Annotated in this window: 23 protein-coding genes; 9 read left to right on the top strand and 14 right to left on the bottom strand. The window is 66.0% G+C overall.

Annotation, left to right across the window (positions count from 1 at the left end):
* Positions 1-4 precede the first annotated feature (4 nt).
* Genes VKZ87_RS15835 through coxB form a run of 11 tightly spaced genes read right to left on the bottom strand, consistent with a single transcriptional unit; the run spans position 5 to position 10,261 of the window.
* Positions 5-1,264 (bottom strand): pitrilysin family protein, encoded by a 1,260-nt coding sequence (locus VKZ87_RS15835; protein ID WP_324222233.1) that lies wholly within the window; start codon positions 1,262-1,264, stop codon positions 5-7.
* Entirely contained in the window at positions 1,261-2,673 is a 1,413-nt protein-coding gene (thrC, locus tag VKZ87_RS15830; protein ID WP_324222232.1) for a threonine synthase, read from the bottom strand. Before thrC ends, VKZ87_RS15835 begins: the two co-directional genes overlap by 4 nt.
* A 17-nt stretch (positions 2,674-2,690) precedes the next feature.
* Entirely contained in the window at positions 2,691-4,181 is a 1,491-nt protein-coding gene (locus tag VKZ87_RS15825; protein ID WP_324222231.1) for a carboxypeptidase M32, read from the bottom strand.
* The gene (locus VKZ87_RS15820) at positions 4,178-4,921 is read right to left on the bottom strand and encodes an SURF1 family protein (RefSeq protein ID WP_324222230.1); all 744 of its coding nucleotides are present in this window, start codon (positions 4,919-4,921) and stop codon (positions 4,178-4,180) included. Before VKZ87_RS15820 ends, VKZ87_RS15825 begins: the two co-directional genes overlap by 4 nt.
* Before the next feature lie 5 nt (positions 4,922-4,926).
* On the bottom strand, positions 4,927-5,304 hold the full coding sequence (locus VKZ87_RS15815) for a DUF983 domain-containing protein (protein WP_324222229.1): 378 nt from the start codon (positions 5,302-5,304) through the stop codon (positions 4,927-4,929).
* An 11-nt stretch (positions 5,305-5,315) separates the two neighbouring features.
* Positions 5,316-6,122: a cytochrome c oxidase subunit 3 gene (locus tag VKZ87_RS15810; protein WP_324222228.1), complete on the bottom strand. Its 807-nt coding sequence runs from the start codon at positions 6,120-6,122 to the stop codon at positions 5,316-5,318.
* Between the two features lie 34 nt (positions 6,123-6,156).
* Complete coding sequence (locus tag VKZ87_RS15805) at positions 6,157-6,756, bottom strand: cytochrome c oxidase assembly protein (protein WP_324222227.1); 600 nt, start codon at positions 6,754-6,756, stop codon at positions 6,157-6,159.
* Positions 6,753-6,878 (bottom strand): hypothetical protein, encoded by a 126-nt coding sequence (locus VKZ87_RS15800; RefSeq protein ID WP_324222226.1) that lies wholly within the window; start codon positions 6,876-6,878, stop codon positions 6,753-6,755. The genes VKZ87_RS15805 and VKZ87_RS15800 overlap by 4 nt, the downstream gene beginning before the upstream one ends.
* A gap of 5 nt (positions 6,879-6,883) precedes the next feature.
* A complete protein-coding gene (locus VKZ87_RS15795; RefSeq protein ID WP_324222225.1) occupies positions 6,884-7,828 on the bottom strand; it encodes a heme o synthase in 945 nt (314 codons plus the stop codon).
* Between the two features lie 24 nt (positions 7,829-7,852).
* Positions 7,853-9,454, bottom strand: a complete 1,602-nt coding sequence (gene ctaD / locus VKZ87_RS15790) for a cytochrome c oxidase subunit I (RefSeq protein ID WP_324222224.1) — start codon at positions 9,452-9,454, stop codon at positions 7,853-7,855.
* Positions 9,455-9,481: 27 nt separating this feature from the next.
* Positions 9,482-10,261 (bottom strand): cytochrome c oxidase subunit II, encoded by a 780-nt coding sequence (gene coxB / locus VKZ87_RS15785; RefSeq protein WP_324222223.1) that lies wholly within the window; start codon positions 10,259-10,261, stop codon positions 9,482-9,484.
* A 313-nt stretch (positions 10,262-10,574) separates the two neighbouring features.
* Between coxB and VKZ87_RS15780 the strand changes: the two genes are divergently transcribed.
* The 4 genes from VKZ87_RS15780 (at position 10,575) to VKZ87_RS15765 (ending at position 17,308) form a co-directional block, all read left to right on the top strand.
* Complete coding sequence (locus VKZ87_RS15780; protein WP_324222222.1) at positions 10,575-13,931, top strand: EAL domain-containing protein; 3,357 nt, start codon at positions 10,575-10,577, stop codon at positions 13,929-13,931.
* Between the two features lie 108 nt (positions 13,932-14,039).
* The gene (gene tldD / locus VKZ87_RS15775; RefSeq protein WP_324222221.1) at positions 14,040-15,479 is read left to right on the top strand and encodes a metalloprotease TldD; all 1,440 of its coding nucleotides are present in this window, start codon (positions 14,040-14,042) and stop codon (positions 15,477-15,479) included.
* A 39-nt stretch (positions 15,480-15,518) separates the two neighbouring features.
* Positions 15,519-16,346: a serine O-acetyltransferase gene (gene cysE, locus VKZ87_RS15770; protein WP_324222220.1), complete on the top strand. Its 828-nt coding sequence runs from the start codon at positions 15,519-15,521 to the stop codon at positions 16,344-16,346.
* 8 nt (positions 16,347-16,354) lie between these two features.
* Entirely contained in the window at positions 16,355-17,308 is a 954-nt protein-coding gene (locus VKZ87_RS15765; protein ID WP_324222219.1) for a hypothetical protein, read from the top strand.
* On the opposite strand, the gene VKZ87_RS15760 is transcribed toward VKZ87_RS15765, so the two are convergent.
* Complete coding sequence (locus tag VKZ87_RS15760) at positions 17,289-18,653, bottom strand: glutamate--cysteine ligase (RefSeq protein WP_324222218.1); 1,365 nt, start codon at positions 18,651-18,653, stop codon at positions 17,289-17,291. The genes VKZ87_RS15765 and VKZ87_RS15760 overlap by 20 nt on opposite strands.
* Positions 18,654-18,755: 102 nt before the next feature.
* Positions 18,756-19,481, bottom strand: a complete 726-nt coding sequence (locus VKZ87_RS15755; RefSeq protein WP_324222217.1) for a 16S rRNA (uracil(1498)-N(3))-methyltransferase — start codon at positions 19,479-19,481, stop codon at positions 18,756-18,758.
* Positions 19,482-19,541: 60 nt separating this feature from the next.
* Between VKZ87_RS15755 and ubiA the strand changes: the two genes are divergently transcribed.
* Positions 19,542-20,462 carry a 4-hydroxybenzoate octaprenyltransferase gene (ubiA, locus tag VKZ87_RS15750; RefSeq protein WP_324222216.1) on the top strand — a complete coding sequence of 307 codons (921 nt, stop codon included), beginning with the start codon at positions 19,542-19,544 and terminating at the stop codon, positions 20,460-20,462.
* Between the two features lie 29 nt (positions 20,463-20,491).
* Entirely contained in the window at positions 20,492-21,244 is a 753-nt protein-coding gene (locus VKZ87_RS15745) for a hypothetical protein (protein ID WP_324222215.1), read from the top strand.
* Here VKZ87_RS15745 and VKZ87_RS15740 read toward each other — a convergent pair.
* Positions 21,229-21,981, bottom strand: a complete 753-nt coding sequence (locus tag VKZ87_RS15740) for a hypothetical protein (RefSeq protein ID WP_324222214.1) — start codon at positions 21,979-21,981, stop codon at positions 21,229-21,231. The genes VKZ87_RS15745 and VKZ87_RS15740 overlap by 16 nt on opposite strands.
* 57 nt (positions 21,982-22,038) lie before the next feature.
* Between VKZ87_RS15740 and VKZ87_RS15735 the strand changes: the two genes are divergently transcribed.
* From VKZ87_RS15735 to VKZ87_RS15725, 3 genes are all read left to right on the top strand, one after another.
* Positions 22,039-22,980 (top strand): DMT family transporter, encoded by a 942-nt coding sequence (locus tag VKZ87_RS15735; RefSeq protein WP_324222213.1) that lies wholly within the window; start codon positions 22,039-22,041, stop codon positions 22,978-22,980.
* A complete protein-coding gene (locus tag VKZ87_RS15730; protein WP_324222212.1) occupies positions 22,981-24,495 on the top strand; it encodes a UbiD family decarboxylase in 1,515 nt (504 codons plus the stop codon).
* Positions 24,496-24,603: 108 nt separating this feature from the next.
* Positions 24,604-26,022, top strand: a 1,419-nt coding sequence (locus VKZ87_RS15725; RefSeq protein WP_324222211.1) for an adenylate/guanylate cyclase domain-containing protein, incomplete at its 3' end; no start/stop codon positions are given.

The raw sequence follows: 26,022 nt of genomic DNA, 5'->3' as shown, positions 1-26,022 counted from the left end.
CGTGTCAGCCGAAACGCCCGGCGAAGCGCGCGTAATCCTCCAGCGCGCCGATCGGGCCCAGCGCCGCGAGCGAAGGCGGCGCGGTCCGCATCACGCGTTCGGCCACCGCGTGCACCGCCGCCTCGTCGACGCGGTCGACGGCCTCCAGCACCTCGTCAATGTCGAGCGGGCGGCCGAACAGCAGCATCTGCCGGCCAAGCTGCTCGATGCGCGCGCCGGAGCTTTCCAGCGACGTGACCAGGCCGACCTTGAGCTGGGCGCGGGCGCGCTGCAGTTCGTCGGCGCCGATCGGGCCGGTGAGCTTCGCCAGTTCGTCGGCGAGCACCGGCATCAGTTCGCCGAGCTTGTCGCCGCCGGTACCGGCATAGACGGTGAGCAGGCCGCCATCGCGGTAGGAGGCCGGATAGGCATAGACCGAATAGGCCAGGCCGCGCTTTTCGCGCACTTCCTGGAACAGGCGCGAGGACATGCCGCCGCCGAGCACGGTGGCATAGACCTGCATGGCGTAATAGGCCGGGTCGTCAAAGGCGACGCCGGGCAGCGCCACCGCGACATGGGCCTGTTCGAGGTCGCGCGAAACGCGCCGCTCGCCGCCGCGATAGACCGCCTGCTGCTGCTTCGGGCGCGGCGTGGCCTGCAGCGCCGCCAGCATCCGGCCCGCGCTCTCCACCAGCCGGTCGTGATCCACCGCGCCGGCCGCCACCACCACCATGTTCGGCGCATGATAGAAGCGGTCGAGAAAGCCCTGCAGGTCCTCGCGCCGCATGCCGGCCACGCGCTCGACGGTGCCGAGAATCGACCGCCCCAGCGCCTGGTCGGGGAAGGCGGTTTCCTGCAGATGGTCGAAGATGATGTCGTCGGGCGTGTCTTCCGCCTGGCCGATCTCCTGGATGATGACTTCGCGCTCGCGCTCCATCTCCCCGGCGTCGAAGACCGAGTTCTGCAGGATGTCGGCCAGCATGTCGAGCGCGAGGTCGGTGTCGCCCGCCATGACGCGGGCGTAGTAGGCGGTCTGCTCGCGCGAGGTGAAGGCGTTCAGATGGCCGCCGACCGCCTCGATCTCCTCGGCAATGGCCAGCGCGCTGCGTCGCCGCGTGCCCTTGAAGGCCATATGTTCCAGCATATGGGCGACGCCGTTGATTTCCGGCGTCTCGTCGCGCGCGCCGGCATCGACCCAGATACCCACCGATACCGTCTTCACCTGCGGCATGGCATCCGACACCACGCGCAGGCCGTTCGGCAGGGTACTGATGCGCAGGCTCATGCCGGCACCCGGATCCGCTCGATGAAGCCGCGCACGGCGGAGATGTCATTCGGCAGCATGGTGAAACGCTCCTTGCGGTCGAACAGGTCGGACAGCCGCGGCGGCAGCGACGGGCGATGCCCGGTCGCCGCCTCGACGGCATCGGGGAATTTCGCCGGATCGGCGGTGGCCAGGGTCACCAGCGGAATCTCGGGGGCAATAACCCGGTCCGCGCGATGCTGTTCGGCGACGGCGAGGCCGACCGCGGTATGCGGATCGACCATGCGGCCGTTCGAGGCGGCGAAAGCCTGCTTCAGCATCGCCCGGGTCGCGTCCTCGTCGGCACGGCCGGCGGAGAAAAGCCCGCGCGTCTCCGCCAGCGCATTGGGCGAGACGCTGAAGCCGCCTTTGGCATCCAGTTCCGCCATCAGCCCGCGCAGCTGGGCGGCATCGCGGCCATGCATGTCGAACAGCAGGCGCTCGAAATTGCTCGCCACCTGGATGTCCATGCTCGGGCTGATGGTCGGCGCCACCTTGTCCTTGCGGTATTCGCCGGAGGCGAAGAAGCGCGCCAGGATGTCGTTGCGGTTGGTGGCGACGATCAGCTTCGCAACCGGCAGGCCCATGCGCTGCGCGGCATAGCCGGCGAAGATGTCGCCGAAATTGCCGGTCGGCACGCAGAAGGCCGGGGCGACGTCCGGGCCGCCAAGGCTCAGACTTGCGGTCACGTAATAGACGATCTGGGCCATGACGCGGGCCCAGTTGATGGAGTTAACCGCGGTCAGCCCGGCGCTGTTTCGGAAGGCGGCATCGTTGAACAGGGCCTTCACCATGGCCTGGGCATCGTCGAAGGTGCCCTCCAGCGCGATGGCATGCACATTGGCGTCGGGCACCGTCGTCATCTGCCGGCGCTGCACATCCGAGACGCGGCCATGGGGAAAGAGGATGAAGATGTCGAGATTGGCGCGGCCGCGGCAGCCTTCGATCGCCGCCGAACCGGTGTCGCCGGAGGTTGCGCCGACAATGGTCGCACGCTTGCCCGAACGCGCCAGCGCCCAGTCGAACAGCCGCCCGAGCAGCTGCAGCGCGACATCCTTGAAGGCGAGCGTCGGGCCGTGGAACAGCTCGAGCACCCAGTCGTTGGCGCCGGTCTGGCGCAGCGGCACCACCGCCCGGTGGCCGAAGGTGCCGTAGGCCTCGGCGATCATCCGCTTCAGGTCGGCATCGGGAATGCAGCCGCCGGTGAAGGGCCGGATCACCCGGAAGGCGACCTCGGCATAGGACAGGCCGCGCATGGCGCGCCACTCCGCCTGACTGAACTGCGGCCAGGTTTCGGGCAGGTAGAGGCCGCCGTCGCTGGCCAGGCCGGCCAGCAGAACGCCTTCGAAATCGAGAACCGGCGCCTGGCCGCGGGTGGAGATGTAGCGCATGGAATCTTTCGCTCGGGTCAGTTCAGGTAGCGCGCCTTCAGGTGCGCCTTGAAAGCGGCGGTGCCCAGGGGCCTGCCGGTCGCATCGCGCAGGATCCGGTCGGTCGAGACCAGCGATCCCCTGCCATGCACGTTCTGGCGCAGCCAGCGCAGAAGCGGCCGGAAATTACCCCTGGCAATCCCGGGCAGGATAGCCGGATCACGCTCCTTTGCAGCAGCAAAAAGCTGCGCCGCGGCCAGTGCGCCAAGAGTATAGGTCGGAAAATAGCCGATCGATCCCACCGCCCAGTGGATATCCTGCAGGCAGCCGCGGGCATCGTCGGGCACGTCCACGCCCAGCAGGGTCTGCATCCCGTCATTCCACGCATGGGGCAGATCGGCGACCGGCAGGTCGCCGCTGAGCATGGCCTGCTCGAGCCGGTAGCGCAGGATCACATGGGCCGGATAGGTAACCTCGTCGGCATCGACGCGGATCAGGCCCGGCTGCACCCGGCGGTAGATGCGGCCCAGATTTTCCGCAGACCAGGCGGATCCCTCGCCCCGGAAGGCCCGGCGCAGGATCGGTGCCGCATAGGTGAGGAATTCCGGGCCGCGGCAAACCTGCATCTCGATCAGCAGGCTCTGGCTCTCATGCAGCACCATGCCCCGGGCTTCGCCCACCGGCTGGTTGCGCCAGAATTTCGGCAGGCCGAGTTCGTACAGCGCGTGGCCGGTTTCGTGCAGCACGCCCATCAGCGAGGAGGTGAAATCCGCCTCGTCGTAACGGGTGGTGATGCGCACGTCGGTCGGCACGCCGCCGGTGAAAGGATGCAGGCTGACATCGAGGCGGCCATGGCGGAAATCGAAGCCGAGCGCCTTCATGAAGCGCAGGCCGACCTGCCGCTGGGTGTCCGCCGGAAACGGACCGGGTATTTCCGTCGCCGCCGGCCGCTTGGCCTGGCGCGCCATGGCCCTGTCGATGAAACCCGGCAGGAAGCGTCCGAGATCGGCGAACAGCGCGTCGATCTGCGCAGCGCGGCCTTCCGGCTCGTACTCGTCCAGCAATGCGTCATAGGGGCTGAGGCCGAAAGCGGCGGCCTTGGCGGCGGCAACCTCGCGGGTGAGTTCCAGCACCGGCGCGAATGCCGTCGCGAAGCTCTTGAAGTGGTTATTGGCGCGGGCCTTACGCCAGACCATCTCGCAGGCCAGCGTCGCCTTGCTGCGCGCCTCGACCAGTCGCGGCGTCAGCGCCGTGGCATGGCGCCACTGGCGCTGCATCTCGCGCAGATTGGCCCGCTGCCATTCGTTCAGCCGGTCCTTCCTCGCCTCGGCCTCGCCCAGCAGGCCGCCGATCGCGGGGTCGGTAATCCATTCATGGCGGACCACGCTCAGAACCGCCATCTGCTCGGCACGCACCTTGGCGCCGCCTTCGGGCATCATGGTCGACTGGTCCCAGCCGAGCACGGCCAGTGCGCCGTTCACGGCCGCAATGCGGCGGAAACGCTGTTCGAGCGCCCTGTAGCTTTTCATCCCTGCCCGCTTGCCGGTGTGCCGCCACCGCGTTCGCGACGGCGGTGCCAGATCACGTAGATCGCTGCCAGGACGATAGCACCGCCATACCAGGTGAAGGCATAGGCCAGATGGTTGTTGGGGAAAGTGACGCGGGTATGGCCCGGCCGCGGCCAGCCGCCCGGCACGGTCGCCGAGGCTTCCGCATCGACGATGAGCATCGGCGCATCGTCGATCCCGGCCGCAGCCAGCATCCCGGCGGCGTCGGCATAGTACCAGAGATTGCGGTCCGGCTCGTTATCGGGCACGAAGAGGCCCTGCGGCGCCGACAGGCGGACGATGCCGGTAATGCTGACCTCGCCCGTCACCTGGCCCTCCGGACGCATGGCGGGATCCTTCTTGTCGGCCGGCACCCAGCCACGGCTGACCAGCACATGGCCGGGGGCATCGCTGCGCTTCAGCGGCGCCACGACGTGATAGCCGAAATTGCCGCGCTCGGAATGGGCGAAGACGTGGAATTCATGCGCGTGATCGAACGTGCCGCTGACCGTAACACGGCGATAGTTCCACGCCTCAGGATCGAAGTCGCCGGCCGGCAGCGGCACCGGATCGGCCGTCAGGCCGCGTTCCACCGTCTCGATCAGGTCGAGTTTCCAGAACAGCCGGTCGACCTGCCAGGTGCCCAGCGAGAGCAGCAGAACCAGGGCCGGAATGGTGAACAGGGTCGGCCAGAGGGCCGGCCGGAAGCCGAAAATTCTCAACGGATTTACTCGCGCAGCAATTCGATGTCGGACGACGCCTTATGGCGGAATTGTAGCGCGATGAGGGTCGCTTTGAAGGGCCGCAGCAGCAGAATGGCGCCGCCGATGATCACCGGGGTCCACAGCACCAGATGCAGCCAGATCGGCGGCGAAAAGAACAGCTCGACCCACAGCGCCAGGCCGACGACGATGAAGCCGAGGATCAGGATGACGAAGACGGCCGGCCCGTCGCCGGAATTCACCGTCGCGTAATCGAGGCCGCAGGACGGGCAAACGGGCCGTACGTCCAGCAGGCCTTCGAAAAGCGGGGCCTCGCCACAGCGCGGACAGCGGCAGCGAAGCCCCGTGGAGAGAGGTGGCAGCGGCGGGTATTCCGCTGCCATCGGAGACGTCCTCAATGGGCCGGACCCGAACCCCACCAGTAGATGGCGGCGAACAGGAAGAGCCAGACCACGTCGACGAAATGCCAGTACCAGGCCGCAGCCTCGAAGCCGAAATGATGGTCCGGCTTGAAATGGCCTTTCACGGCGCGGATCAGGCAGACCAGCAGGAAGATGGTGCCGACGATGACGTGGAAGCCGTGGAAGCCGGTCGCCATGTAGAAGGTGGAAGCATAGATGCCGTCGGTGAAACCGAAGGCGGCGTGGCTGTATTCGAAGGCCTGGCAGGCGGTGAACAGCACGCCGAGGATCACCGTCAGCGTCAGGCCGCGGATCAGTCCCTTGCGGTCGCCATGCTGCAGCGCATGGTGCGCCCACGTGACCGTGGTGCCCGAGAGCAGCAGGATCAGGGTATTGATGAAGGGCAGCTCCCACGGATTGAAGGTCTCAATCGTGGCCGGCGGCCATTGATGGTTGATCGCCTCGGTCGGATAGAAGGCGGCGTTGAAATAGGCCCAGAACCAGGCGACGAAGAACATCACCTCGGAGGCGATGAACATCACCATGCCGTAGCGCAGGTGGATCTGCACCACCGGTGTGTGATGGCCTTCATGCTCAGCTTCACGGATCACATCGCGCCACCAGCTGGCCATGGTGTAGAGCACGACCAGCAGGCCCGGCGCGATCCACCAGTAGCTGGCGCCATGGAAGGCGGCCACGGCACCGATCGCGAGCGCGAAGGCGCCCATCGAGCCGACGAAGGGCCACGGGCTTGGATCGACGAGATGATAATCGTGATTGCGCGCGCTGCTGGCAGCCATGGTTACGAACCCCCTAGTTACGCAAGGTTTGCATTCAGTTCACCGTCGCGGCGGCACCGCCGCGGTCGGAAACCCGTTTGACCTCTTCCGGCTTGCGGAAGAAGGTATAACTCAAGGTGATGGTGCGGACATCCCGGGTCGTCGGATTGGTCAGGATCTCGGGATCGACGAAGAACGAGACCGGCATGTCCACCGACTGGCCGGCTTCCAGCATCTGCTCCTCGAAGCAGAAGCAGGCGATCTTGTTGAAATACTGGCCGGCCTTCTCGGGCGTGACGTTGAAGCTCGCCTGCCCGGCAACCGCTTCGCCCGTCGGGTTGCTGGCCTTGTAGAAAATCAGCATCTCCTCGCCGGGCCGCACCTTCACCTCGCGCTGCACCGGCTGGAACTTCCACGGCATGCCCGGCGCGATATCGGCGTTGAAGCGGACGGTGATGGTGCGCTCGGCGGCCTGCAGCGAGGCCGGCAGGCTTTCGGCGCGCAGCGGCGTGCCGCTGAAGCCGGTAACGCGGCAGAACAGGTCGTAGAGCGGCGCCGACGCGAAGGCGAGACCGGTCATGCCAACGACCATGACGGCGCAGGTCAGCGCCACGCGGCGATTGCGACGATTACGCTCTGCAGCCGGCAGACTCACTGGCCCCCTCCTCCCATCCGCGCGAGGGTGATCAGGTAAAACAGCACGACAAGGCCGCCCAGAGCCAGGGCGAGCGCGATGTTGCGCGCGCGGCGGCGCTTGTCTTCGTCGCGTCCGGCCATGGCCGTCACGCTCCCCAGCCGAGCCCGCGCTCGGCCAGCAGCAGGGCGAAAAGCAGGAAGAGATACAGAATCGAATACGCGAACATGTGCTTAGGCGCCCGGTCGTCGCGGCCACGCCAGATGCGGAACGCCAGCACAAGGAAGAAGGCACCGAGCAGCGCCGTGCCGAGGCCATAGAGCGGGCCGGCGAGGTCGAGGGCATAGGGGCTGAGGGTGAGCGGCACCAGCAGCAGGCTGTAGATCAGGATCTGGCGACGCGTTTCGCGCTCGCCCGCCACGACCGGCAGCATCGGCACGCCGGCACGGGCGTAGTCGTCGGACCGGAAGAGCGCCAGCGCCCAGAAATGCGGCGGCGTCCACATGAAGATGATGGCGAACAGCAGCACCGGCAGCAGGCTGAGGTCGCCGCTGATCGCTGCCCAGCCGATCATCGGCGGGAAGGCACCGGCAGCGCCGCCGATGACGATGTTCTGCGGCGTGCGGCGCTTCAGCCACATCGTGTAGATGAAGACATAGAAGCCGATGGTCAGCGCCAGAATGGCAGCCGCCACCCAGTTCACCGCCAGCCCCATCACCAGGACCGAACCGATTGCCAGCACCGAGCCGAAGCCGAGCGCTTCCTCGCGGGTCACCCGGCCCTGGGGGATCGGACGCTTCTGCGTGCGCGTCATCACGGCATCGATATCGGCGTCGTACCACATGTTGATCGCGCCCGACGCGCCGGCGCCGATCGCGATGCAGAGCAGCGCCGTCGCCGCCAGCGTGGGATGCAGGCTGCCCGGCGCCAGTGCCATGCCGACCAGTCCGGTGAAGACGACCAGCGACATCACGCGCGGCTTGAGCAGCGCGATGTAGTCGGATGGCCGCGCCTCGCCGGACTTGGCGTAAGCGCCATCGAGGCCGGCGACGCCGGCCCCGTGACCCTGACCTGTATAACTGGCGTCAGACAACGACTTACTCCCGAGTCTGCGGTCTTACTTGATGACCGGCAGCTTCTCGTACTGGTGGAACGGCGGCGGCGAAGGCAGGGTCCACTCGAGCGTCGTGGCACCCTCGCCCCACGGATTGGCGGCCGCCTGCTTCTTGCGGATGAAAGCCCAGATCACCGTGCCGACGAAGAACAGCGTCGAGGCGAAGGCGATATAGGCGCCGATCGAAGCGACGTAGTTCCAGCCGGCGAAGGCATCCGGATAGTCCGGGATGCGGCGCGGCATGCCCTGCAGGCCGAGGAAGTGCATCGGGAAGAACAGCAGGTTGACGCCGATGAAGGTGGTCCAGAAATGGATCTTGCCGGCCGTCTCGCTGATCTCGTAGCCCGACATCTTGCCGAACCAGTAGTAGAAGCCCGCGAAGATCGCGAACACCGCACCCAGGCTCAGCACGTAGTGAAAGTGCGCCACCACGTAATAGGTGTCGTGCAGGTAGGTGTCGATGCCGGCGTTGGCCAGCACCACGCCCGTCACACCGCCGATGGTGAACAGGAAGATGAAGCCGATGGCGAACAGCATCGGCACGGTGAAGCGGATCGAGCCGCCCCACATCGTGGCGATCCACGAGAAGATCTTGATGCCGGTCGGCACCGCAATCACCATCGTGGCGGCGGTGAAGTAGGCGCGGGTGTCGACATCCAGGCCCACCGTGTACATGTGATGCGCCCAGACGACGAAGCCGACGACGCCGATCGCGACCATGGCGTAGGCCATGCCGAGATAGCCGAACACCGGCTTGCGCGAGAAGGTCGAGATCACCTGGCTGATGATGCCGAAGCCCGGCAGGATCAGGATGTAGACCTCGGGGTGACCGAAGAACCAGAACAGGTGCTGGTACAGGATCGGGTCGCCGCCGCCCTCAGGCTTGAAGAAAGAGGTGCCGAAGTAGCGGTCGGTCAGCAGCATGGTGATGCCGCCGGCCAGCACGGGCAGCGAGATCAGCAGCAGGAAGGCCGTGACCAGCACCGACCAGGCGAACAGCGGCATCTTGTGCAGCGTCATGCCCGGGGCACGCATGTTGAAGATGGTGGTGATGAAGTTGATCGCGCCGAGGATCGAGGACGCACCGGCGATATGCAGGGCGAAGATGGCCAGACCCACCGCAGGCCCCGGATGTCCGATATCCGAGCTGAGCGGCGGATACATGGTCCAGCCGCCGCCGGCGCCCAGGCCGCCCGCCGGCCCTTCCATGAAGGACGAGATGAGCAGCAGGCCGAAAGCCGGAACCAGCAGCCAGAAGGAGATGTTGTTCATGCGCGGGAAGGCCATGTCCGGCGCGCCGATCATCAGCGGCACGAACCAGTTGCCGAAACCGCCGATCATCGCCGGCATGACCATGAAGAAGATCATGATCAGGCCGTGGTTGGTGACCAGCACGTTGAACAGGTGATGGTCGCCGCCGAGAATGCCGTCGCCGGGATTCATCAGCTCGGCACGCATCAACACCGAGAACAGGCCGCCGATCAGGCCGGCGACCACGGCGAAGATGAGATACATCGTGCCGATGTCTTTGTGGTTGGTCGAGTAGACGTACCGGCGCCAGCCGGTTGGATGATCGTGATGCTCGTGGGTCGCGGCGTGGGCCATGGCGTTCCCTACTCCTTGAATCGTGCGTTACTGGGCTGCGCGGGCGTCGGCGAGACGCGGCGACGGGCCGTCAACGGTTGCGAATTTCTGCTGCGCCTCCTCGACCCACTTGGCGTAGGCCTCCTTGGAGACGACCTCCACCTTGATCGGCATGAAGGCGTGATTGGCGCCGCAGAGTTCCGAGCACTGGCCGTAGTAGACGCCTTCGCGCTCGGCGCGGAACCAGGTCTCGTTGGTGCGGCCCGGGACGGCGTCCTTCTTCACGCCGAAGGCCGGGATGGCCCAGGCATGGATGACGTCGGCGGCGGTGACCAGCAGGCGGATATTGGTGTTCACCGGCACCACGACGGCGTTGTCGGTCTCGAGCAGGCGCGGCTGGCCCGGCTTGAGATCGGCGTCGGCGGTCATCGTGGCGTCGAAGGTGAAGTTGCCGTTGTCGGGGTATTCGTAGGACCAGTACCACTGCTTGCCGATCGCCTTGATGGTCAGCTCCGAATCATGGGTCTTGTCGGCGAAGTACAGCAGCTTGAAGGACGGCACCGCGATGACGATCAGGATCAGGATCGGCACCACCGTCCAGATCACCTCGACCAGCGTGTTGTGTGAGGTCTTCGACGGGGCCGGATTCGCCGCGGCGCGGAAGCGCACCATGACGTAGACCAGCAGCACGAGCACGAAGCCCGAGATCAGGGTAATGATCCACATCAGCAGATCATGGAAATTCGACATGTCGGTCCAGACCGGCGTGACCCCGTCCTGCATGCCGAGCTTCCACGGAGTCGGCTGACCCCCGAGGGACTGCGCCATCGCTTCGGCGCCCATGAGCAAGACCAGACCTGCGCCGATGACGGCTGTTACGGCTGAGCGGAGCGCCGGAAAACGGGCGCTCTCAAACCAATTCCACCCCATTGTTCAATACCCTCGCTGATAACTCGGGACAGAGCCTCGGCTCTGTGCGCGCCGAACATACACCTCAGCCTGCCACCCGCCCAGCGCGACACGGTTGTGCGACGATTTGTCGCTCCGAAGGGAGGTAAGCGAATTTCAACTTACCCCTTGATTTGCCTTGCCCTTGCACCGTGCCGGTCCGGCCCCTAATCTGCCCTGAGGGGGTCTCGGCATGCTCGATCAGCTACAGAGGAAACTGGCCCAGGAAATCCTGGACTGGCTGGATCGGCCCGCCTTTTCGGTTGAATATAGCCGGACAGATAACTACTATTACGTGTGCTGCAATGCAGCCTATGCCGCGCTGACGGAGATGAGCGCGGACGAACTGGCCGGCCAGGCCTTCTCGGTCGGCTTTGCACTGGGCGAGGCCGAGAAGCTCCGCCCCCTGCTCGATTCGGTCCGCCGCGAGGGCCGCCGCGAGGTCAGCAGTACCCTGATCCGCTGGGCCAACGGCTGGATTTGCCAGGGCCTCACCGTGGCGCCGATCCGCAATGGCGACAACGCCGTCTCGGGCCTCGTCGTGATCGCCGAAGCCAGCACGCCGGAAAAGATGCACCAGGCGGCGCTGCAGGTGGCCGAATACAAGCTGCGCGATTTCGCCGAGCTGGCATCCGACTGGTTCTGGGAAACCGACGCCGAGCACCGCTTCACCTGGATTTCCGAATCCTCCTCGCCCCATTCCGCCGCCATGCGCAGCGGCTCGCTGGGCCGCTGCCGCTGGGACATCGCGGTGCAGAGCGACGAGGGTGACATCCAGTTCTGGGAAGAGCATCGCCGCAGCCTGGACCGGCATGAACCGTTCCGCGGCTTCCGCTACTGCACCATGGTGACCGGCAGCGAGCTGTGGATCGAGATCAACGGCAAGCCGGTTTTCGATTCGGAAGGCCGCTTCATGGGCTATCGCGGCTCGGGCCGCGACATCACCGAACAGTACCGGCAGCAGCGCCGCATCGAGGCCGCCCTGCGGCAGGCCGAGGAAGCGAGCCGGGCGAAAAGCCAGTTCCTCGCCAACATGAGCCACGAACTGCGCACGCCGCTCAACGCCATCATCGGCTTCTCGGAAATCATCCGAGACCAGATGTTCGGCTCGGTCGGCATCCCGCGCTATGTTGACTACGCCCGCGACATCAACGCCTCCGGCACGCATCTGCTGGCGCTGATCGGCGACATTCTCGACATGTCGCGCATCGAGGCCGGCTATTACGCCCTGGACGAGAAAGCCGTCGATCTTTCGGCGATCATCGAGTCGGCGCTGACCATGGTGCGCCCCCAGGCGGAACGCGGCGGCATCGCCCTGCGCAACCTGTCGCCGGATACCCTGCCGCAGCTGCGCGCCGATGAACGCGTGGTCAAGCAGGTGCTGATCAACCTGCTGGGCAACGCGGTGAAGTTCACGCCGAGCGGCGGCACCATCGACGTGGTGTACCGGCAGCTGCCGGACGGCAGCCCCTCGCTGACCGTGGTGGACACCGGCAGCGGCATCCCCCCGGAGCGGCTGGAACAGATTTTCGAGCCGTTCCAGCTTGCCAAGGCGGAAGTCGCCCGCCAGCACGGCGGTACCGGGCTCGGCCTGTCGATCAGCAAGCGCCTCATGGAACTGCATGGCGGCACGCTCAGCATCAGCAGCACCGTCGGCGCCGGCACGCAGGCGCAGATCACATTCCCGCACTGGCGTCTGCTGTCGGATGCCGACCAGGAGTGGACGCCGCCGCTGCCCGAACCCGCACCGGCCCGGCCGGCGCCGCGGACCGATGCGCCGAAGCCGGCGAAAGCCGCCGGCGCGGCCGAGAAAAGCGCCAGCATCGGCGCCACCCTGCGGACGCTGCTCGACGCCATGGGCGAAGGCGTGGTGCGCATCGACAGCGAAGGCACGATCACGTCGATCAGCGAAACCGGCGCGGCGATCTTCGGCTATCAGGCTGCCGAGCTGGTCGGACAGAATGTGAATATCCTCATGCCCGAGCCGTTCCGCTCCGGCCACGATTCCTACATCCACAATTTCCTTTCGACCACGCGGGCGAAAATCCTCGGCCTCGGCCGTGACACGCTGGGCCGGAAGAAGTCGGGCGAAATCTTCCCCATCCATATCAGCGTCGGCGCCTTCGACAACGGCGAGAGCTCGGGCTTCATCGGCATCATCCGGGATATTTCTGACCGCCGCGACGTGGAGCTGCGCGCCGAATTCGCCAGCCGTAACGATCCGCTGACGGGCATCCTCAACCGCAGCAGCTTCATCGCCGAGACCGAGCGCATGCTGGGCGCGCAGCATCGGCTGGATGGCGGGCTGTGGGTCCTGTTCAACCTCGATGTCGACAATTTCCGGGATATCAACGAAGGCTTCGGCTATCACATCGGTGATGCCGTGCTGAAGAGCACCGCCGACCGGCTGGCGGAGACGCTGCCGCGCGAGGCGCTGGTCGGCCGCATCGCCGCCGACCAGTTCGCCGCCCTCGCCGCTGTCAGCGACCTCAACACCGCCCTGAACCTGGCGCAGACGCTGCATGCCCAGCTGACCCGGCCGCTCCCCGCCGATGGCCGCGTCGTGCCGCTGAAGCTCAGCATGGGTGCGGCGATCATCGACGATCCGGCCGAGAAGATCAGCGACTCCCTCGCCAAGGCGGAACTGGCCATGAAACTGGTCCGGGCCGCCGGCGGCGATTCGACGCGGTTCTACAGCCCGGAAATGACCCGCGCCGCCGAGCGGCGGCTGCGGCTGACGATGAATCTGGATGCCGCCGTGGCAAACGACGAGTTCCACATCGTCTACCAGCCCGTCGTCGAGACGGCGAGCGGCGCGATCTGCGCCATGGAAGCGCTGCTGCGCTGGCGCCATCCCGAACTCGGCCCGATCCCACCGTCGGAGTTCATTCCGCTGGCTGAGGAGACCGGCAGCATCATTCCGATCACCCGCTGGGTCTTCGCGCAGGTCGCCGAACAGCTGCGCCAGTGGCGCCGGGACGGCGTCGCGCCGCGCCGCGTCTTCGTGAACGTCTCGGGGCAACAGTTCGTCCGCGACGATCTGCCGGCCTATTTCCGCAGCCTCCAGGCGGAAGAGCCGGATCTGATCCCCTTCTTCGGCATCGAGATCACCGAGCAGGCAGCGATCCAGAACATGGAAGCCACGGTCGCGGCGATCCGGGAGCTGGCCGAGATCGGCGTCGATGCAGCGCTGGATGACTTCGGCACCGGCTATTCCAGTCTGAGCTACATCCAGCGGCTGCCGATCCGCAAGATCAAGCTGGACCGCGCCTTCATCGCCGACCTGCCCGGCAACGAGAAGGACATTGCCCTGGTCCGAGCGATGATCGGTATGGCGAACGGTCTCGAGCTTCCCGTCGTCGCGGAGGGCGTGGAGACGGCAGCCCAGCGGGAATTCCTGCGTGGTGCCGGCTGCAGCGAATTGCAGGGCTACCTGATCAGCAAGCCGGTACCCGCCGAGAAAATGGCGGAACTGCTGCGGCAGAGCGACCGCAGGGGGACCAGGCAGGTGCCGCGGCCGGAAAAACTGCCGGGCGACCGGCGGCATTAGACACTCCGGGGACTGTATTTCTCCCGAGGCCACGCCATATTGCAGCAGACGAACCCCTTGGCCGGAGGTCGCAACCGGCCCCTTTTAGTCGTTCAGATGAGGATCGAGATGGCCGGAGCCTCCGCCGCGCAGGAACTGTTCTTCACCCGGGCCGGGCTGGACCGCAGCCGCCTCCAGACCATCGTGGCCGATGCGCTGCATGGGGCCGATGACGGCGAACTCTTCCTCGAATACTGCCAGTCGGAGAGCTTCAGCTTCGACGACGGCCGCCTGAAGGCCGCCAGCTTCGACACCAGCCAGGGCTTTGGCCTGCGGGCCGTCTCCGGCGAGCAGACCGGCTATGCCCACGCCTCGGACCTGAGCGAGGAAGCGATCCGTCGTGCCGCCACGACGGTGCGCGCGGTGCGGGCCGGCCATGGCGGCGTGATGAGCGAGGCGCCGGTGGCGACCAACCGCCATCTCTATGGCGACGACAATCCGCTGAACGAGATTCCCTTCGAGCAGAAGGTGAAGCTGCTGCAGGACATCGATGCCTACGCCCGGGCGAAGGACCCGCGGGTCCGCCAGGTTTCCGCGTCGCTGGCCGGCTCCTGGCAGACCGTCGCGATCCTGCGCGCCGACGGCACCCTGGTCCAGGATGTGCGCCCGCTGGTGCGGCTGAACGTGTCCGTCGTGGCCGGTCAGGGCGACCGGATGGAGAGCGGCAACCGCGGCGCCGGCGGCCGCGTCGGCTACGCCCGCTTCTTCGATCCCGCCCACTGGCAGGCCGAGGTGGACGATGCCCTGCGCCAGGCGCTGGTCAATCTTGAGTCCGTTCCCGCTCCGGCCGGCGAGATGACCGTCGTGCTTGGTCCGGGCTGGCCGGGTATCCTGCTCCACGAGGCGATCGGGCATGGCCTGGAAGGCGACTTCAACCGCAAGAAGACGTCGGTTTTCTCCGGCCTGATGGGCCAGCAGGTGGCAGCCAAAGGCGTCACCATCGTGGATGACGGCACGCTCGATCGCCGCCGCGGCTCACTGACCGTGGATGACGAAGGCACCCCGACCGAATGCACGCCGCTCATCGAGGACGGCATCCTGACCGGCTTCATGCAGGACCGCATGAATGCCCGCCTGATGGGCATGAAGCCGACGGGCAACGGGCGTCGCGAGTCGCATGCCCATGCTCCGCTGCCACGCATGACGAACACTTACATGCTGGGAGGCGACCGCGATCCGCAGGAGATCCTCGCCGGCGTGAAGAAGGGCATCTATGCCGTCAATTTCGGCGGCGGGCAGGTCGACATCACCTCGGGCAAGTTCGTCTTCTCCTGCACCGAGGCCTACATGGTGGAGAACGGCAAGGTCGGCGCGCCGATCAAGGGCGCCACGCTGATTGGTGCCGGAGCCGAAGTGCTCAAGAAGGTCCGGGCGGTGGGCAACGACCTGCAGCTCGACAGCGGCATCGGCACCTGCGGCAAGTCGGGCCAGGGCGTACCGGTCGGTGTCGGACAGCCGACCCTGCTGATCGATGGTTTGACGGTGGGCGGCACCGCCAAAGCAGCGTAAACTGACGCACGGACACCAACGGTTTCGCAAGGGGGAACCATGGCGATCACCGCAAGCAAGGACACCACCGCGGACCTGGTGATGCACGACCCGGTCTGGCAGCGCATCCGTGAGGAGGCAGCCGCCATCGCCCGTGACGAACCGCTGCTTGCCAGCATGGCCTATGCGGCCGTGCTGCATCACGAACGGCTGGAAGACGCGCTGAGCTACATCCTGGCGCAGAAGCTCGGCAATGCCGAACTGCCGCCGCTGGGTCTGCGCGAGGTGATCCAGGAGGCATTCGCTTCCGATCCCGATCTCGGCCATGCGGTGCGTGCCGACCTCGTGGCCGTCAACGAGCGTGACCCGGCCTGCCGCAGCTTTCTCAAGCCCCTGCTGTTCTTCAAGGGTTTCCAGGCGATCCAGAACCATCGCGTGTCGCACTGGCTGTGGCAGCAGAAACGCGAGACCCTCGCCTTCCTGCTGCAGAGCCGCGGCTCGGAAGTCTTCGCCGTCGACATCAATCCGGCCTCGAAATTCGGCCGCGGGATCCTGATCGACCATGGCACCGGCGTGGTGATCGGCGAGACTGCCGTGGTGGAAGACAACGTCTCCATGCTGCAGAACGTTACTCTTGGCGGCACCGGCAAGGAGACCGGCGACCGGCATCCGAAAATCCGCCGCGGCGTACTGATCGGTGCCGGCGCCAAGATCCTCGGCAATATCGAGATTGGCGAAGGGGCCAAGATCGGCGCCGGCAGCGTGGTGCTGATCCCGGTGCCGCCGCATTGCACGGCGGCCGGCGTGCCGGCGAAGATCGTCGGCAACTGCGAATGCGAGCAGCCCGCCCGCGAAATGGACCACGGACTGCCCTTCCACCGCGACTAGGCAGCCCCATGACGAGGATCGCAGCCGCGGCGGCCCTGTTTCTCGCCGCTGCCGGCCTGTCGGTCCCGGCTCCACTGCAGGCGCAGTCGCTGCACGGCGCGCTGGAATGGCTGCCGCCGGGCAGCTTGTCAGCGGCAAGCCTGACCACCCGTCCGGTGGAAATCCTCGATGGCGGCGAGGCGCAGAATTTCTATACCGAACTCGGCCGGCTGGCCTTCCGCTCACCCGACATCCTCGGCGGCACCGCGCGCAAGGCCGGCCTCTCCTGCCAGGCCTGCCATAGTAATGGCCATGTGAATGCGGCCTTCTTCATTCCCGGCCTTTCGGACAGGCCCGGCCGCGTCGACGTGACCCATGCCTTCTGGAATCTGCGCGGCGAAGACGACCGGGACAATCCGCTGCCCATCCCGAGTCTGCGCGGCGTAGCCGCAAAGGATCGTCTGGGGCAGGACCGCCAGGCGATCCCGCTACGGGACTTCACCCGGCGGGTGATCGTCGTCGAATTCGCCGGCGACGAGCCCTCTCCTCTGCTGCTGGATGCCCTCTCCGCCTATCTGGAAAAGCTGCGCCCGAGCGGCGAACCGGATCGCCTGGTCACACTCTCCGATGATCTGGCGGACATACGGCGCCATCTGAAAACCCTGTCCGTGCCTCTCGCGGAGGAAGACGGTGCCGTCACGTCAGACGTGGTTCAGATGATCCGCGGTCAGCTCGGGTTTATCCATGAACGCTTTACCGATGCGCGTCTCGGCAGCAGCCGTGCGATGCTGGAAGACTGGTCACGCCAGCTGGCGCAGATCGGACGGCTGGCTGAAGCCGGAGAATGGCCGGCTGCACGGGAAGCGCTGGACCGGCTGCGCCGTGCTGTCGAGAATCCACCGGCCGCCCTGCTCGCGGACGCGCCCTTCTCTCTCTACGACCCGGAAAGGCTGCAGGCCTGGCTCAGTAAGCCAGTTCGGTGAAGGCCGGATCGACCGATTTATTCCAGCGGCCGCGATAGAGCTTCAGCAGGCCTTCGGCCGGCGTCTCGCCGGACTCCACGATGCGCACCAGCGGCTCGAGGAAATGTGACTCATCCTCCCCGGCCGGCGACAGGCGGCTGCGCGACTTCAGGCCGTTCAGCGCGATCTTCACCATCTGGTCGGCATAATGCCTGAGGGGCCGTCCGCGCAGTTCGGTGCTCAGCCCGAATTTTGGCACGTCGGCGCGCAGCTTTTCCCGCTCGGCCGGCGTCCAGTCGCGACAGAGATCCCATGCGGCATCCAGGGCGGCGCCGTCGTAGAGCAGGCCGACCCACAGGGCCGGCAGCGCGCAGATCCGCGACCATGGCCCGCCATCGGCGCCGCGCATCTCGAGGTAGCGTTTCAGGCGCACCTCGGGGAACAGCGTCGTGATGTGATCGGCCCAGTCGCGCAGGGTCGGAATCTGGCCGGGATAGGCCGGCAGCCTGCCGGCCATGAAGTCGCGGAAGCTCTGACCCGAGGCATCGATATACTTGCCGTCGCGATAGACGAAATACATCGGCACATCGAGCGCATGGTCGACATAGCGCTCGAAGCCCATGCCATCCTCGAAGACGAATCCCAGCATGCCGGTGCGGTCCGGATCGGTATCGGTCCAGATATGACTGCGATAGCTCAGAAAGCCGTTCGGCCGGCCTTCGGTGAACGGCGAGTTGGCGAACAGCGCCGTGGCAATCGGCTGCAGCGCCAGACCGACACGGAACTTCTTCACCATGTCGGCCTCGGTGGCGAAATCGAGATTTACCTGGACCGTGCAGGTGCGCAGCATCATGTCGAGGCCAAGGCTGCCCTTCTTCGGCATATAGGCGCGCATGATGCCGTAGCGGCCCTTCGGCATGACGGGAATATCCTCGCGCCGCCATTTCGGATTGAAGCCCATTCCCATCATGGCGAAGCCGAGTTCGGAACCGATCTGCCGCACCTGCTTGAGATGCGTGCCGACCTCGATGCAGGTCTGATGGATGGTTTCCAGCGGCGCGCCGGAAAGCTCGAACTGCCCGCCGGGCTCCAGTGTCACCGACTGGTTGTCCAGGGTCAGCGCGATGACGTTCCCGCCTTCGCTGACCGGCTGCCAGCCGAAACGCTGCAGCTCGATCAGCAGGCGCTGGATACCCGCTTCACCCTCATAGGGGAGTGGCCGGAAGTCGGATGTGCTGTAGGCGAATTTCTCATGCTCGGTACCGATACGCCATTCGCTCTCCGGCTTGCAGCCCTGCGCAAGATACTCGACGAGCTGCGCCTTGGACGTGATCGGCGTGTCAGGGGCCTGGGCCGGTCCGGACATGAAAACCTCGGGTGATTCTTGTTATCATTACAAGGTGCTGGAAGCGGCCGAACGGCTGCTCACGGCATATGGGGCAGGCCGGCGATCCTGTCTACCCTTTGCCTAATTCTGCCGGGCCGCCTGTAAAATGGCCAGTGCCGCGACGGCAGCAGTTTCGGCCCGCAGGATACCCGGCCCCAGGCTCACCATGACGGCACCGTGACGCTGCGCCAACGCGGTTTCCTCCGGGGCGAAACCACCCTCAGGCCCGATCATCACCGCACAGGGCGCGTCTGCAGGCAGCTCCTGCGCCGCCTGCAGCAGCGGTGCCGCCGCGGCCCGTTCGGCGCAGAAGAACAGGCGCCGCTCCGCAGGCCATTCCGCCAGCAGTCTCTCCAGCGGCACCGCGGCAGCAATCTCCGGTACATCCAGACGTTCGCTCTGCTCGGCTGCCTCGCGGGCATGGGCAGAGAGACGTTCGACGTTGACCTTCTGCACCTGCGTGCGCCGGGTCAGCACCGGAAGAAGGCGACCGACGCCAAGCTCGGTGGCTTTCTCGACGATGAACTCGATGCGACCCTGCCGGATCGGCGCGAAACAGAGCCAGATATCCCCGGCAGGCCGGAAGGCGCGCAGCTGCGCTTCGACCCGCAGACGGCATTCCTTCTTGCCGGCTGCCGCGATGGTGGCGCGGTATTCCCCGTCGCGGCCGTTGAACACCGCCACCGGGTCGCCCTCGCCGAGGCGGAGCACATGGCGCAGGTAATGGGCCTGCTCTGCGGCAAGCAGAATGTCTTCGCCCGTCGACAGGCTGTCGGGAACGAAGAGGCGGGCCTTGATGGCGGTCATGAATGCTTGTACCGGCAGATCGGAAGGACTACAGGAGCGTTATGGCAAAGCTCCGGGACAATGCCTAGACCCGAGATCCCCGACCCCATTCCAGCCGATGCCGTCCGCGGCCACTGGGTGGCACGCTGGCTGCCGCCCGGCTGGCAGCCCTATGCGCGGCTCTCGCGGCTGGACCGGCCGATCGGGACCTGGCTGCTGCTGCTGCCGGGCTGGTGGGCCATCGCCCTGGCGCGGCCGGACGGCCAAGCGCTCGACTATCTCATGCTGCTGCTGTTCGGCATCGGCGCCATCGTCATGCGCGGTGCGGGATGTACCTTCAACGACATTGCCGACCGCGATTTCGACGGCCGTGTCGAGCGCACCCGGCTGCGGCCGATTCCCGCCGGCCAGGTCACCGTCCGGCAGGCCTGGATCTGGCTCGTCGTGCAGTCGCTGATCGGCTTCGTCATCCTGATCCAGATGAACCGGCTGGCCATTCTGCTGGGAGTCGCGTCCCTGCTGCTGGTCGCCATCTACCCCTTCATGAAGCGGATTACCTGGTGGCCGCAGTTTTTCCTCGGACTCGCCTTCAACTGGGGCGCCGTGCTCGGCTATGCCGCCATTGCCGGTTTTCTGGACTGGACCGCCATCGTGCTCTACGCCGCCGGCATCGCCTGGACGCTCGGCTACGACACCATCTATGCCCTGCAGGACAAGGAAGACGACGCGCTGATCGGCGTGAAATCCACGGCGCGGCTCTTCGGCGCCCGGTCGCAGCTCTGGATCGCGGGATTCTACGATCTGACCCTGATCGGGCTGGCGGCGGTGGGCTGGATGGCCGGTCTGGGCTGGCCCTACTGGGTCTGCCTCGGCATCGCCTTCGTGCACTTCGCCTGGCAGGTGCTGACACTGCGCCCTGACGACAGCGCCGACTGCCTGACCAAGTTCCGCGCCAACCGCGATCTCGGTCTGATCGTTTTCACGGGCTTTCTGCTTGGCTAGCGGCATGGCTGCGCGTATGGTGCGCCGCCATGAAGAAGCCCCGAATCACTCCGCAGGACTTTGCCAGTCTCTATGAGCAGTACAACGCCAATCTGGCGTTCGTGGATTGCGGCCGGAAATGCGCGCCGCTGAACAAGGGCAACCCGATCTGCTGCGATACCGAGAATGCCATTCCGGTGGTCGACAAGGCGGAGTTCGAGCTGCTGAAGTCCCGCACCGACCTGTGGTTCCGCTACAAGCCGAATGACGCCGCCTCGCGCAAGATCGTGAAGGAGCTGACCAGCAGCGCCTGCGCCATCGAATGCAAGGGCGCCGCCTTCTGCGAGCGTGACAACCGCACCATCGCCTGCCGCTCCTTCCCCTTCTACCCCTATCTCGACAAGGCAGGGAATTTCATCGGGCTGACCTATTACTGGGATTTCGAAGACCGCTGCTGGATCATCTCCAACCTGCAGGTGGTGGAGCAGAAGTTCGTGCAGCAGATGATCGCCGCCTTCGAGCGCATCTTCAAACTCGATCCGGACGAGTACCAGACGATGAAGGACCACTCGGCCAACATGCGCCGGGTCTTCAGCCGCCAGGGCAAGATCATCCCGGTGCTGCATCGCGACGGGCGCTACTACAAGATCAAGCCGGGCTCGAACGGCGCGCTCACCCCCTGCACACCGGCGGAATACAAGAAGTTCGGCCCCTACAAGTCCGAAGCCGCCTATATCCGCGCCGTGAAGGCTGCGGGCGGCACCCTGCCGCCCCCGCCGCCGCAAGGCTATCTGGCGCCCTGAGCCTTTTCCGGGGCGAACAGGAACGTCCCGAGCAGCACCCAGCGCCGCGCCTTATCCTCCTGCTTCGGCCTGGCCCGCAGCGGCGTGGTGTAGTGCCAGAAGGGCAACCGGTAGGCAGTGACGAGGCCGCTGCGCGTCACTTCCTGCATCTCGGTGAAATGACCGGCCCTGGCATAGACCAGATACTGGTCGCGCACGGCGGCGGTCGAGAAACTCAGATGCAGGTCGAGATAGCCGCGCGCGGCGGCCGGCTCTTCCGGATGATGGTCGGTATGCGGCCCGGCATAATCGCCGGCACCATAGGCGATGGCCTGCAGGCCGTATCTGCGTTTCAGCGCCCGTCCGCCCAGGGCGGCGGCGAAGGCGCGGTAGCTCTCCGACCGCAGCATGGAGATCAGGCCGATCCCGTCGGCGGCGCGATAGGCAGCCGAGCGTACATTGTCGAGATGCGCCGTACGCTGGCGCATCACCTTGGGCAGCCTTTCGGCGTAATTGCGCGTCTCCTCCCAGATCGTCTCGGGCGGAATCGGCTGCGCCATCTCGCGCAGATGCGGCAGCAGCGCACGATCCAGCAGTCCGGCCACGGAAGCCGCCCGCCGCGGATCGACCAGCCCGTCCAGGGCAACGAAGCGGCAGCGAGGATTGGCCAGCGCACCGGCAGAGGCATGCCGGCCCGCCAGCAAGGCCCGGCCCCTGGCGGTCAGCAGATCGGCGAATTCGTCGGGAAAACGGCGCATGGACCGACTTAGCCGCCCTGCCGGAACAGGGTCAAGCTCTGGCCATGGCCGAGGGGCATGCCTAATCTCGCGGCGATGAACCCTCCCGCCCCCGCACGCGACCAGCGCATCGCGCAGATCCTGCTTTTCGTCACGCCGGCGCTGTTCACCACCAACATGGTGCTGGCGCGGGCGACGGCCGATTTCATTCCGCCGGTGGCGCTGTCGGGCATGCGCTGGCTGGGCGTCGTGCTGGTGCTGCTGCCCTTCTGCGCAAGTGAACTCTGGCGCCACCGCGCGGCGCTGCAAAAGGAGTGGCCGCAGCTCGCCGTACTGGGCTTTCTCGGCATGGGCATCTGCGGTGCCGGCGTCTATTACGGTGCGGCCTTCACCACCGCAACCAATATCGGGCTGATCTATGCCATCTCGCCGGTGATGATCATCCTGCTGTCGCGCGCCATGTTTGGCGACCGCCTGAACCGTCGGCAGGCGCTGGGCACGGCGCTGGCGCTGGCAGGGGTTCTGGCCATCATCCTGCGTGGCGATCCGGCCGCACTCCTCGATCTCAGCTTCAGCATCGGCGACCTCATCATGCTGGCCGCCGCCTTCTCCTGGGCGCTCTATACCGTGCTGCTGAAACGCTGGCCCAGCCCCCTCGGCGTCAATGCCCGCCTCACGGCCATCGCCATGGCCGGCGTCATCATCCTCCTGCCCTTCCTCGGCTGGGAGCTCGAAACCCGGGGCCCGCCCGACTTCGATATCCGCACCATCGCCGCCGCGGTGACGCTGGTGCTGGTCCCGGGCGTCGGCGCCTACGCCACCTACAGCTACATCACCAAGCATCTCGGGCCGAGCCGCACCGGCCTGCTGCTCTACCTGTCGCCGGTTTATACCGCCGTCATGGCCTGGCTGCTTCTCGGCGAGCGCTTTGCCCTTTACCATTGGATCGGCGCTGCCCTGGTCCTGCCGGGCCTGTATCTGGCGACGCACACCCCCTCTTCGGAACCGGAGACCGTCTGAATGCCTTTCGCCTCGCTTCGCGATTTCATGACGCAGCTGGAAGCGCGCGGGCAGCTGGTGCGTGTCAGCGAGCCGGTATCGACCGTCCTCGAGATGACGGAAATCCAGACGCGCCTTCTCGCCGAAGGCGGCCCCGCCGTCCTGTTCGAGAAACCGGTCCGCGCCGATGGCAAGCCGAGCGACATTCCGGTTCTGGTCAATCTGTTCGGCACGGTGGAGCGCGTCGCCGCCGGCATGGACCGCGAGCCTGCTGGCCTGAAGGAGGTCGGCGAGACGCTGGCCTTCCTGCGCCAGCCGGAGCCGCCGGGCGGCTTCCGGGAGGCGCTGGGCATGCTGCCCCTGCTCAAGACCGTGATGGCGATGCAGCCGAAAACCGTCGGCAGCGGGCCGGTGCATGACGTGGTGCTGCAGGGCGACGATATCGACCTGAACGCTCTGCCGATCCAGACCTGCTGGCCGGGGGAGCCGGCGCCGCTGATCACCTGGCCGCTGGTGGTAACCCAGGGTCCGTCGAAAGCCGAGAAAACCGACCGCTTCAATCTCGGCATCTACCGCATGCAGGTGCTGAACAAGAACCAGACCCTGATGCGCTGGCTGAAGCACCGCGGCGGCGCCCAGCAGCATGCGCGGTGGAAGCAGGCCGGCAAGTCCGAGCCCTTCCCCGCCGCCGTGGTGATCGGGGCGGATCCCGGCACCATCCTTGCCGCGGTCACGCCCGTGCCGGACACATTGTCGGAATACCAGTTTGCCGGCCTGCTGCGGGGCAGGAAGGTCGAGCTGGTCGACTGCAAGACGGTGCCGCTGAAAGTGCCGGCCGAAGCCGAGATCGTGCTGGAGGGCCATGTGTCGCTGGACGACTACCGCGACGAAGGTCCCTATGGCGACCATACGGGCTATTACAACTCGGTGGAGCAGTTCCCGGTCTTCACCGTCAGCGCCATCACCATGCGGCGGAATCCGATCTATCTCAGTACCTTCACCGGCCGGCCGCCGGATGAACCGAGCGTTCTGGGCGAGGCGCTGAACGACGTGTTTGTGCCCCTGATCCGGCAGCAGTTCCCCGAAATCGTCGATTTCTGGCTGCCGCCGGAAGGCTGCTCCTACCGCGTTGCCGTGGTCAGCATGAAGAAGGCCTATCCCGGCCATGCCAAACGGGTGATGCTCGGCGTCTGGTCATATCTGCGCCAGTTCATGTACACCAAATGGGTCATCGTCGTGGACGATGACATCGATGCGCGCAACTGGCAGGACGTGATCTGGGCGATCTCGACGCGGATGGATCCGGCCCGCGACATCACGCTGGTGGAAAACACCCCGATCGACTATCTCGATTTTGCCTCGCCGGAATCCGGGCTGGGCAGCAAAATCGGCCTGGATGCGACCAACAAATGGCCGCCCGAGACGAAGCGCGAATGGGGCGAGAAGATCCGGATGGATGCGGAGGTCATCCGGACCGTCTCCGAGAAATGGCCCCGCCTCGGCCTGCCAGGTTCCGGCCGGCCGATCTGGAAATGAGCGACCCGAAAAATCAGCGGATTGTGACGAAGTAACGGCTGGGCCCCCTCGTTCATCCGGAACGGATCGGATAGCCTCCTCCCCAGAGGAAACTTCTGGCACACGACAATGGGCATCTGGCAGCGATTGCATGAACGGGTCTGCGGAGCGGGCCGGAATTGCCTGCCTGATGCCGCGACCCAGCGGCTGACGACCGCCATCCGCGAGGAAGAATACGAGGCATTGCGGCTGGCCATCTGGCTGCGTTTCGCCGTCTGTGCCGCCGTGGCCGTTCTCGTGACGCTGGAACTGCGCTGGCCGCTTTCCTTCAACTATTATGGCTATATCGCGGTCCTTGCCTTGTCCGGCTATCTGCAGCTGCTGCTGCGCAAGCCGCTTTACGAGCGGGAGTGGATGCTGTGGGTTTTCCCGCTCATCGACATGATGGTTCTGGTCGCCGCGATCGTGCTGCCCAATCCGTTCGACCCGCATCCCGTACCGCCGCCCATGCGGCTTGGCTTCGATACGATTCTGTACGTTCTGGTGTTTGTCGTCCTGTCCGGACTGGGCCAGTCGGCAAAGACGGTGATGCTCACCACGGGCGCCGCCATCGTCGCCTGGACCGCCGGCACGCTGTATCTGGCGATGCAGCCGGGCGTGACCTTCATTCCCAATCTGGCGAATGTCGCCAACCAGACGACCGAAGAACGGCTCGCATATCTGCTTGACCCCTGGAATATCCGCCCGGGCGAGTTGCTGCCGCGGCTGGTCCTGATCGGCATGGTGGGAGCGATCATGGCCGTGGCGGTCACGCGGTTCCGCCATCTCGTTGCACGCCAGGTGGAAACCGAGCGCGCCCGGCGCAACCTGTCGCGGCATTTCTCGCCCCATATCGCCGAGACGCTGTCACAGATGGACGAGGCGCTCGGCCAGGTGAAACGGCTCGACGCCGTCGTGCTGTTCGCCGACCTCGTCGGCTTTACCCAGATCTCGGACGATCTGACACCGGAGCAGACGGTGACGCTGCTACGCAGCGTCCACCGCTGCCTGGCGAAGGCCGTGGCGGAGAATAACGGCACGCTGGACAAGTATCTCGGTGATGGCGTGATGGCGTCCTTCGGCACGCCGGAGCCAGGCCCGCGCGACGCCTCCGCCGCCCTGCTCGCCGCGCGCTGCATGCTGCAGGAAATGGAACTGCTGAACCGCCAGCGCAGCCTGCTGCGGCAGACGCCCCTGACTCTCGCCGTCGGCCTGCACTACGGACCGTTGACGCTGGGCAATATCGGCGATGAGAGCCGACTCGAATACGCCCTGATCGGCGAAACCGTGAACGTCGCCCACCGCCTGGAGCAGATGACGCGCACGCTCAACACGCAGCTCTGCGCCAGCCAGGCCTTCATCGACAAGCTGTGCGAGGAGACCCGCGGCGATACCGGACCGCTCAGCGACCTTGTGGCCCTGCAGCCGCAGCCGATCCGGGGCCTGCGCGACCGCATGGTCGTCTGGATCAGGCCCCGGCCCGGCCGCCGGGTCGAGCCGGGTGATGCC

This window comes from Ferrovibrio sp. (assembly GCF_035304305.1).
Taxonomy (GTDB): Bacteria; Pseudomonadota; Alphaproteobacteria; order Ferrovibrionales; family Ferrovibrionaceae; genus Ferrovibrio.
The sequence above is the reverse complement of the archived record's forward strand: the minus strand, read 5'-3'. Positions and strand labels throughout refer to the sequence as shown.